General features: G+C 63.2%; 11 protein-coding genes. 6 read left to right on the top strand and 5 right to left on the bottom strand.

The window, feature by feature from the left end; all coding sequences use genetic code 11:
• The 3 genes from EOB59_RS23015 to EOB59_RS23005 all read right to left on the bottom strand — a co-directional run.
• The coding region (locus EOB59_RS23015; RefSeq protein WP_128289308.1) for a VWA domain-containing protein at positions 1-814 on the bottom strand (814 nt) is incomplete at its 3' end.
• Between the two features lie 3 nt (positions 815-817).
• Positions 818-1747 (bottom strand): MoxR family ATPase, encoded by a 930-nt coding sequence (locus tag EOB59_RS23010; RefSeq protein ID WP_023810354.1) that lies wholly within the window; start codon positions 1745-1747, stop codon positions 818-820.
• Complete coding sequence (locus EOB59_RS23005; protein ID WP_095791541.1) at positions 1744-2271, bottom strand: flavin reductase; 528 nt, start codon at positions 2269-2271, stop codon at positions 1744-1746. The genes EOB59_RS23010 and EOB59_RS23005 overlap by 4 nt, the downstream gene beginning before the upstream one ends.
• 178 nt (positions 2272-2449) lie before the next feature.
• Between EOB59_RS23005 and EOB59_RS23000 the strand changes: the two genes are divergently transcribed.
• Together EOB59_RS23000 and EOB59_RS22995 are read left to right on the top strand one after the other, a co-directional pair.
• Entirely contained in the window at positions 2450-3523 is a 1074-nt protein-coding gene (locus tag EOB59_RS23000; protein WP_128289307.1) for a branched-chain amino acid ABC transporter substrate-binding protein, read from the top strand.
• The gene (locus tag EOB59_RS22995; RefSeq protein ID WP_128289306.1) at positions 3523-4548 is read left to right on the top strand and encodes a P1 family peptidase; all 1026 of its coding nucleotides are present in this window, start codon (positions 3523-3525) and stop codon (positions 4546-4548) included. The genes EOB59_RS23000 and EOB59_RS22995 overlap by 1 nt, the downstream gene beginning before the upstream one ends.
• A 9-nt stretch (positions 4549-4557) precedes the next feature.
• On the opposite strand, the gene EOB59_RS22990 is transcribed toward EOB59_RS22995, so the two are convergent.
• The gene (locus EOB59_RS22990) at positions 4558-4812 is read right to left on the bottom strand and encodes a DUF2171 domain-containing protein (protein ID WP_127269889.1); all 255 of its coding nucleotides are present in this window, start codon (positions 4810-4812) and stop codon (positions 4558-4560) included.
• Between the two features lie 127 nt (positions 4813-4939).
• Between EOB59_RS22990 and EOB59_RS22985 the strand changes: the two genes are divergently transcribed.
• The 3 genes from EOB59_RS22985 to purB all read left to right on the top strand — a co-directional run bounded on the left by EOB59_RS22985 (position 4940) and on the right by purB (position 7553).
• A complete protein-coding gene (locus tag EOB59_RS22985) occupies positions 4940-5665 on the top strand; it encodes a DUF2259 domain-containing protein (RefSeq protein WP_128289305.1) in 726 nt (241 codons plus the stop codon).
• A 107-nt stretch (positions 5666-5772) separates the two neighbouring features.
• Positions 5773-6186 carry a hypothetical protein gene (locus EOB59_RS22980; protein ID WP_127269893.1) on the top strand — a complete coding sequence of 138 codons (414 nt, stop codon included), beginning with the start codon at positions 5773-5775 and terminating at the stop codon, positions 6184-6186.
• A 59-nt stretch (positions 6187-6245) separates the two neighbouring features.
• Positions 6246-7553 carry an adenylosuccinate lyase gene (gene purB, locus EOB59_RS22975; protein ID WP_128289304.1) on the top strand — a complete coding sequence of 436 codons (1308 nt, stop codon included), beginning with the start codon at positions 6246-6248 and terminating at the stop codon, positions 7551-7553.
• A 176-nt stretch (positions 7554-7729) separates the two neighbouring features.
• On the opposite strand, the gene EOB59_RS22970 is transcribed toward purB, so the two are convergent.
• Entirely contained in the window at positions 7730-8542 is an 813-nt protein-coding gene (locus EOB59_RS22970) for a VOC family protein (protein WP_128289303.1), read from the bottom strand.
• A 249-nt stretch (positions 8543-8791) separates the two neighbouring features.
• Between EOB59_RS22970 and EOB59_RS36605 the strand changes: the two genes are divergently transcribed.
• Positions 8792-8922 (top strand): alpha/beta hydrolase (locus tag EOB59_RS36605; RefSeq protein WP_245486719.1); only part of this gene is annotated, 131 nt, incomplete at its 3' end.

Raw genomic sequence — 8922 nt, 5'->3', positions numbered from 1 at the left:
GCATCTGCCGGGTCAGATTGGTCAGCCTTGTGCCAAAAACGAACGTGTGCACGCGCCGGCGTTTTTCCGTGAGCGCATGCAGGAAATGCAGGAAGATGCGCGTGTACTGGCTCATCGAGCCTGAAATGTCGGCCAGAACCACCAAAGGCGGATGAACTTCGCGGGCTGAGCGGAATTTCGGCAGAATCAGTTCGCCGCCGGTGCGCGCAGCCGAACGCATCATGGCGCGCGGATCGATGCGGCGGCCATGCGCATCGGCCTTGAAGCGCCGGGTCCGCACCATGTCGAAAGGCAACCGCAACTGCGCGATCGCCTTCTTGGCGTCGGCCATCTCGGCGGCGTTCATCTGGGCAAAATCCTTGGCCCGCAGCACCTCGTTGCCGGAAAAAGTGAAGCGGGCGTCGACCTCGATCTCGGGAATTTCCTGTGGCGGCTGGTTCTTCTGGTGGCCCTCGAACATCGCCTGGCTGACCCGGTTTTCAGCGGCGCGTGGCTTCTGCTTTTCCCTGGTGTCGGGTGCCACCGGCGAAAACATAGCCAGCATCTTCTCGATCAGTTCGCGCGACTTCCAGAACAGCCGGAAGGCTTCGTCGAAAGTGGCGTGATCCTCATGCCGCGACACCAGCACGGCGTGCAGCGTCCAGTAGAAATCGTCGCGCGAACCAATGCCGGCGGCGAGCACCGCCTCGATGGCGTCCTTGACCGAGGCCGGCCCGACCCGCATGCCGGCCTTGCGTAAGGTGCGGGCAAAATAGACGATGTTGTCGGCAATCCGCCCGTGCGGCATGGCCTCTTTCGGTTCGGGGCGCGGCATCGCCTACTCCGCCGCCGAAAGCTCGGCCTTCACCTCGTTGAGGATGCGCCGGCCTTCGCCCTGTTCGATGCGGGCAATGTCGTCCTGGTATTTCAACAGCACGCCGATCGTGTCGGAGACGGTTTCCGGATCGAGCGCCACCTTGTCGAGTTCGGTCAGCGCGCCGGCCCAGTCGATGGTTTCGGCGACGCCAGGCACCTTGAACAATTCGATCTGGCGCAGCTTCTGGATGAAGGAGACCACTTCGGCCGAAAGCCGCTGGTTGGCCTGCGGCACCTTACGGCGCACGATCTCGAGTTCGCGCTCGGCGTTGGGATAGTCGACCCAGTGATAGAGGCAGCGCCGCTTCAGCGCATCGTGGATTTCGCGGGTGCGATTGGTGGTGATGATGACGATCGGCGGTTCTTCCGCCTTTATGGTGCCGAGTTCGGGCACCGTCACCTGGAAGTCGGACAGGATTTCGAGCAGAAAGGCCTCGAAGGCCTCGTCGGTGCGGTCGAGCTCATCGATCAGGAAAACCGGGGCAGCGCCCGTCTTTCCGGTCAGCGCATCGAGCACCGGGCGGCGGATCAGGTATTTTTCGGAAAAGACGTTGCGCTCCATGGCGGAGCGCTCGACCTTGCCGGCCGCCTCCTCCATGCGGATCTCGATCATCTGCGCGGCGTAGTTCCACTCATAGACGGCGGACGAAACGTCGAGGCCTTCATAGCACTGCAGGCGGATCAGCCGGCGACCGAGCGCCTGTGCCAACACCTTGGCGATCTCGGTCTTGCCGACGCCGGCCTCGCCCTCGAGGAAAAGCGGCCGCTTCATACGCAACGACAGGAACAGCACGGTCGCCAGCGACCGGTCCGCCACATAGTCTGCACCGGTCAGGAGATCGAGCGTCTCGTCGATCGTCCGTGGCGCGGCGCGCGGTTTCAGCTCGGTCATTCTTTCTCCGTGAACGCCGCCGCTCCGCTGTCCAGAACGTGGTAGCCGCGGGCGTGGTAAATCAGCGGCCGCAAATTATCGCCCATACGCAGACCTGTCACCTTGCCAAAAAGCACACGATGGGTGGCCAGATCCTTGGTGTCGATCAATTCGCAGTCGAACACGGCAAGCGCGCCTTTCAGGGTCGGCGCGCCGGTGGAGATCACATCCCATTCGCCAAGCGCGAAACGTTCCTCGACCGGCAGGCCGGTGATGCCGGAAAAGCCGACCGACAGCGGCTCCTGGTGCGAGGCCAGCGTGTTCAGGGCAAACCTGCCGTTTTTCACGAACAACTCATTCTTGGCATTTTCGCGGTTGAGACAGACCAGGATGGTCGGCGGCGTGTCCGACACCGAACAGGCGGCGATTACCGTCGTGCCGCGCTTGCCGGCCGGCCCGTCGGTGGTGACCACATGGACGTGGCCGGCAAAGTGGCTCATCGCGTCGCGATAGGCCTGCGGCCCAATGTCGTTCTTCTTCAGCACCGGAATTTTTCCATGGTCAGGATCCTACCGACATATATGGCCAGACATAGCCCGCCACAAGCGAAGTGCCTGAGCCATATCCCGAAATTCGCGTGTTGCACCAAGGCCGTGCAGCCTTTAGGTCTTGGCGGCATAGTGCCGGGAGCATAGAGCCGGCACGGAGGGACCCATCGCTCGAATGCGACCCAGGACAAGAACAATAGCGGCGCTGTTCTGGCTGTTTCTGGCCAGTGCCGCGAATGCCCAGACGCTGCTCGTCGGCGTCGCGGCACCGCTATCGGGACCATCTGCCATTCTCGGCAAGCAGATCGAGGCCGGGACCGGCCTGGCGGCCGACGCGAACGGCATCGAACTGAAGACCGTGGATGACGCCTGCACCGCCGATGGTGGCGCTGTCGCGGCCAGGGAATTCGCCGCTGCCAAGGTCAATATCGTGGTCGGCTTTCTCTGCACCGAGGCGATCGAGGCGGCGATGCCGATCCTGAAGGACGCCGGCATTCCGGTCATCACCATTGGCGTACGGACCGAAAGCCTGACCGACCGCCGCGCCAAGACCGGCTGGCCGGTCTATCGCCTCGGGCCGCGCGGCGACGATGAGCGCAACGCCATCGCGTCCGCCCTCACCCATCTATGGCAGAACGAGCTGTTCGCCATTATCGACGACGGCACCATCTACGGACGTGAGATCGCCGAGACGTTGCGGGCAGCGGCCGAACAGGCAGCGCTGAAACCGGTATTCGTCGACACGTTCCGGCCACAGCTCGACAACCAGATCGGCATGATCGGCCGGCTGAAGAAGGCTGGCGCGACGCATGTCTTTGCCGGTGGCGACGGCGACGACATCGCCATCATGGGCCGCGATGCCGCACAGCTTCAGGCGGGCATCGTCTTTGCCGGCGGCGAAAATCTCCGCACACCGCCGGGCGATGTACCCTATGCCGTGGGCACGCTGATGATCGCACCGCCGGAATGGGCCGATGTCGCCGATCCAAAAGTGCTGGCAGCCTTTGCCGCGCACAAGGTCATGCCTGACGGCTATGCGCTGCCGGCCTACGCCGCGGTCGAAATCGCCAAGGCAGCATCAGGCTTGTCCGAAAGCTCGGGCAAGCCGCTGACGGAGGCCCTGACCGGACAGGATTTCACCACGGCGATCGGGCCGATCCGCTTTGATGCAAAAGGCGACCTCAGCCAGAGCCCCTACCGCGTCTTCCGTTTCGACGGCACGCGCTTCGCGCCCTTGGAAAGCAACTGATGTTTCGCACCGGCCCACGCAACCTGATCACCGACGTTGCCGGCCTGCGCGTCGGCAATTCGTCCGACGCCAGCCTGAAGTCCGGCGTCACGACCGTGCTTTGCGACACGCCGACAGTGGCTGGCGTTCAGATCCTGGGCGGCGCGCCGGGCACGCGCGAGACAGACCTGCTCGAACCGCACAATTCCGTCGATGTGGTGCACGCCGTCGTGCTTTCAGGCGGTTCGGCTTTCGGCCTCGACGCGGCGTCCGGCGTGCAGGCGGCATTGCGCGAACGCGGCATCGGCCTGGAGGTCGGTGGTTTTCGCGTGCCGATCGTGCCGTCGGCGATCCTGTTCGACCTGCGCAATGGCGGCGACAAGGATTGGGGCCGTTATCCGCCCTACCGCGAGCTTGGCTATGAGGCCGCGCAAACTGCCGCCGCCGATTTCCAGCTTGGCACGATCGGCGCCGGCACCGGCGCGCTGACCTCGGGGCTGAAAGGCGGCCTCGGCTCCGCCTCGACGCTGCTGGATAGCGGCGTCACCGTCGGTGCGCTGGCCGCCGTCAACCCGACCGGATCGGTGACCACAGGCCGAACCCGCCATTTCTGGGCAGCACCGTTCGAAATCGGCAACGAATTCGGCGGGCTTGGTTATCCCTCGCCGATGCCGGACGATGCGAAACGGATTCTTTTGAAACACCGCGACAAGCATGTTGGCAGGCAGATGGAGACCGGCGGCAACACCACCATCGCCGTCATTGCCACCGATGCGGTGCTCACAAAAGCTGCCGCCAAGCGCCTGGCGATATCGGCGCATGACGGGTTCGTGCGCGCGATATGGCCGACGCACACACCGGCCGATGGCGACCTTGTGTTCGCGCTGGCGACCGGCACGAGCGGTATCGAACTCTCCGCCGATGCGGCGATCGATCTCTACGCCGCAGCCGGCGCCACCATGGCGCGCGCCATCAGTCGCGGCGTCTATGCGGCAACCCCTGCCGAAAACGATCTGTTTCCGGTCTGGTCGTCACGCCTGAGGTGAAGCGATCAATCAGACCCGATCGGACTTTTCTTCCTCGAACGTCACCGCAACATCGGAATTCGCCGACAGCCAGACCTTCTTGCCGTCGACTTCGGCAATCAGGCTCAGGGGAATATAGTGATGATGGCCCTTGTGAGCGCCCTCGCCGCTATCGGCCTTGGTCAGCTTGATGCGCTGGCCATCGACCTTGTCGACAGTGCCGACATGCACGCCGTCGGCGCCGACGACTTCCATATGCTCGCGAATTTTGCTGGTGTCGGTCATGGTGGTCTCCATTGGGACTGCCGACGATAACAAATGACGGGCCGATTGGATGCATCGGCTTTCGCACCGCACGACGTTTTGATTTCGGCGTGCTAGGGGATTGAGACGATCACGGGGGTGAAGACCGATGCGAATGCTCTTTCTGTTTGCCGTTGGCCTGCTTGCACAGTTTGCCACCTCGATCGCGGCTCATGCCGGCGATGTCGCCGAACTTGAAATCCTCGGCTTCACCAAGGACGGCAGCGTCTTTGCTTTCGAGGAATATGGCGTGCAGGATGGATCGGGTTTTCCCTATGCCAACCGCTACTACATCGACACCAGCACCGACAGCTTTCTCAAGGGCACGCCGATCCGGGTCCGGCTTGAGGACGAGAATGCCAAACTGGATGCGGCGCGCCTTCAGGCCCGGCAAAAAGGCGAAGCCATTGTCAGTCAGGCCGAGTTGGACGCCAATCGCGGCATCACCGCCGGCTTCAACCCGGTGACCGAACTTTCGGCCGATCCGCACCGGATGGCAGTCAACCCGCGCCCGATCTTTTCGCCGGTCGACCCACCGCTCGAGTTTCGGCTCGACGAGCTCGGCATGAACAACACCGAGGGCTGCGAGAGCCAGGGCGAGATAAACGGCTTCCGGCTGCTGCGTATCGAGGCGCAGGATGGCGGCGCGACCAAGCTGCTGCACGAGGACAAGTCGATACCGAAAAGCCGGGGTTGCCCGAACGGCTACCGCATCGGCGCTGTGCAGACCTTTTCGATGGACAGTCTCAGCGCCTATGCCGTGCTGATCGCGGTGCGCCAATACGGCTTTGAAGGCCCGGACTTTCGCTGGATCGCGGTGACCGGCCGCCTGTGACACCGCTTGTCCCACCCGCCCCGCGCGATCGTTCGCTGAACCGCCTTCGCCGCGCGATACCGACGCCGCGCACTGCGTTTTATGGCGCCTTGCTATGGGCCACGGCTATGGGCGCCAGTGCGCTCGTCGCCCTGTTGTTGGACGACTGGGAGACGCCGGCGAAAATCCGCATTGTCACCGCGCTGTTCGCAGTGGGAGCTGCGCTGGCCTTTCCCATCGGCCTGTTCGCGGCGCGGCTGGTCTCGCAGGGAAGACGCTGGGAAGTCGCCTTTGCCGCGGCCTTCGTGTGCCTAGCCGCGGCGACGATCGGCCTGACAGCCGGGCTGTTTGCCCTGCAGTACCGCTCCTACTATGCCGAGTGGCATGCGCCTGCTTTCACCCGCACCTGGGTCCTGCAGTTCGTCTTCACGACGCTAATTGCGCTTTATCAGTTCGTGGTGCTGGGCATCCGGCTCTATTTTCCAGTTGGTTTCATCGCTCTGTTTGCCGCGGGCGTCTGGTTTGCGCGCCAGCAGCGTTGAGCATTTTGCTCGCCTCTGTTAGGACGCGGGCAAACTTCTCGATATGTCAGGACTGACCGATGATCCCTCGCTATTCCCGGCCGGAAATGGTCGCCATCTGGTCGCCAGAAACCCGGTTCCGCATCTGGTTCGAGATCGAAGCCTATGCATGCGACGCGCTGGCCGAACTCGGCGTCATCCCCAGGGAAGCGGCAAAAACCATCTGGGAAAGGGGCGGGGCGGCAAAATTCGATGTCGAGGCGATCGACGAGATCGAGCGCGTCACCAAGCATGACGTCATCGCCTTCCTCACCCATCTCGCCGAATTCGTCGGCCCGGACGCCCGCTTCATCCACCAGGGGATGACCTCGTCCGATGTTCTCGACACCTGCTTTGCGGTGCAGCTTACCCGCGCCAGCGACATCCTGCTCGCCGACATCGATGGCCTGCTTGCCGCGCTTAAGCGCCGTGCCTTCGAGCACAAGGATACCGTCACCATCGGCCGCAGCCACGGCATCCATGCCGAGCCGACGACCTTCGGCGTCAAGCTGGCGCAGGCCTATGCCGAGTTCTCGCGCTGCCGCGAGCGGTTGGTGCACGCGCGGGAAGATATAGCGACCTGCGCGATTTCGGGCGCGGTCGGCACCTTCGCCAACATCGACCCCTATGTCGAGGAGCATGTGGCGGCAAAGCTCGGCCTGAAACCCGAGCCGGTGTCGACGCAAGTGATCCCGCGCGACCGCCATGCCATGTTCTTTGCCACGCTCGGCGTCATCGCCTCGTCGGTCGAGCGGCTGTCGATCGAAATCCGGCATTTGCAGCGCACCGAAGTGCTGGAGGCGGAAGAGTATTTTTCGCCGGGCCAGAAAGGCTCGTCGGCCATGCCGCACAAGCGCAACCCGGTGCTGACCGAAAACCTCACCGGTCTTGCCCGCATGGTGCGCTCCATGGCGCTGCCGGCGATGGAAAATGTGGCGCTCTGGCACGAGCGCGACATCTCGCACTCCTCGGTCGAGCGCATGATCGGCCCGGATGCCACCGTGACGCTCGATTTCGCACTGTCACGGCTGACCGGCGTCATCGACAAGCTGCTCGTCTATCCCGACAACATGCTGAAGAACATGAACAAGTTCCGCGGCCTCGTGCATTCGCAGCGCGTCATGCTGGCGCTGACCCAAGCCGGCCTGTCGCGCGAAGACTCCTACCGGCTGGTGCAGCGCAACGCCATGAGAGTGTGGGAGCAAGGCGCTGATTTCCTTGAGGAACTTTTGGCCGACAAGGAAGTGACCGCAGCGCTGCCGGAAGCCGAAATCCGCGAGAAATTCGACCTGGGCTATCACACCAAGCATGTCGACACGATCTTCAAGCGGGTGTTTGGAGAAGCCTGAGCTTCCTTCTCCCCGTCACTATACGAGGAGAAGGTGCCGGCAGGCGGATGAGGGGCGGTGCCGACTTCGGCGACGATCGCACCCATTCACGCTTTGACAAATTCACGACTTTGGCGCTGCCCCTCATTGCCCTGCCGGGCATTTCTCCCCGTATAGTGACGGGGAGAAAGACGCTCTCAAGCCTTGCCGGGCACAGTCCTGATCACCGTGCCCCACGGATCTTCGCGGGTTGCCGGGCTCGTCACCTTGTCCGAACGCATCTCGACCCAGGCAAGGCCCGACCGGCTCGAATCGCGACGGCCGGCGCCTGAACTCTGCCAGGCGTTGGCGCCGATGTGGTGGTGATAGCCGCCCGACGACAGGAACACCGCCTGGCCACCGTATTTGGCCATGGTGTCGAAGCCAAATTCCTGGTTCCACCAGGCTTCGGCGTCTTCCGGCCTGCCGACACGCAGGTGGACGTGGCCGACGATGCTGTTTTCCGGCGTACCCTGCCAGCCGGCATCACCCGCCGGCACTTCGGCAACGACGGACGGAATGTTCAGCCGTTCTGTCGCCATGGCAATCTTGTCGCCATTCCACTTCCAGTCCTGCGCACGGCGGTCGGCATAGATCTCGATGCCATTGCCTTCGGGATCGGTCAGGTACAGAGCTTCGCTGACCAGATGGTCGGAAGCGCCCTCGATCGCGATCTTGTTTGATATGGCGTGGTTGATCCAGCGGCCGAGGTCGGCGCGGCTGGGCAGCAGGAAGGCGGTGTGGAACAGCCCGGCGCTGCGCGGATCATCCGGCTTGGCTGAAGCGTCCTGCTCAAGCACCAACAAGGGACGGTTGGCGGCGCCCAGGGTGATCGCGCCATCGGCACGGCTCAACTCCTGCAGACCGACAATTTCGCGGTAATAGGCGGCAAGGCTTTCCGCGTCGCGCGCCTTCAGCCCGACGCGGGCAACGCTGACCGGGGTGGTGGCGGCAAAAGGCAACTCGCTCATCGAATGCTCCGTTCGACCGGCCTGCGATGAAGCTCCCAAGGCGAGAAGCCCCACTCCGCCGATCATTGTACGTCGTGTCAGTTCCAAAGTCAGGGTTCCCGCGCACGGCTGTTTCTTTTCCTGACCACAAATCGTCCATCGGCATCGTTCACACAAGACGCGAAGAAGCGAACATGGTGTTCACTATTGTGATCAAAAGCGGCGTTCCTGCCGGTTGCACGAAGCGATGCCGCTCGCTATCTCAGCGCCATGAAGGTCAAGGAAGCAGATATCCTCATCGTACCGGGCTACACCAATTCCGGCCCCGACCATTGGCAGAGCCGCTGGCAGTCGAAACTGTCGACGGCGCGCCGCGTCGAACAGGCCGAGTGGTCGAAGCC

Source organism: Mesorhizobium sp. M7A.F.Ca.MR.176.00.0.0, assembly GCF_004023165.1.
GTDB lineage: Bacteria > Pseudomonadota > Alphaproteobacteria > Rhizobiales > Rhizobiaceae > Mesorhizobium.
The sequence above is the reverse complement of the archived record's forward strand: the minus strand, read 5'-3'. Positions and strand labels throughout refer to the sequence as shown.